This window comes from Dietzia sp. CW19 (genome assembly GCF_014145265.1).
Taxonomy (GTDB): domain Bacteria; phylum Actinomycetota; class Actinomycetes; order Mycobacteriales; family Mycobacteriaceae; genus Dietzia; species Dietzia natronolimnaea.
Genome location: NZ_JAALEE010000474.1, coordinates 1 through 428, shown reverse-complemented (window position 1 = coordinate 428; position 428 = coordinate 1). Strand labels below are relative to the sequence as shown.

The 428-nt window shown below is 73.6% G+C and carries 1 protein-coding gene; it reads left to right on the top strand.

The window, feature by feature from the left end:
• A partial coding sequence (locus G6021_RS13685; RefSeq protein WP_241736561.1) for a PspC domain-containing protein occupies positions 1 to 428 on the top strand: 428 nt, incomplete at both ends.

Sequence of the window (428 nt, the reverse complement as noted above, 5' to 3'; positions counted from 1 at the left end):
TCCGCCGCTACGGGGTGGACCCCGTCCTCTTCCGCATCGCCTTCGTCATCGCCGCTCTCTGGGGCGGGGCCGGGGTGTTCCTGTACGCACTGTTGTGGCTGCTCCTGCGCTCCGCCGGAGACGAGGTCTCCAAGGGGGAGGCGCTGATCGGGAAGGGCCGGGCATCCGGTTCCAGGATCACGGCCGCGGTCCTCGTCGTCGTCGTCCTGCTCAGCGCACCCACCTTCGGCGGTTCCGGGGAGAGCCTCGTGGTGGGGGCGGGGTTCCTCATGGGCGTCGCCATGCTCGCCGGGTGGTACGGCCTGCACCGCCGCACCCCCGTGCCACCCACCGGGTGGTCCGAGGTGTCGGCCGTGCGACCACGGTCGACGCGGACCGGCACCGGCCGCACCGCCGAGGCGTCGCAGGAACCGGGCTCCGGCCCCGGT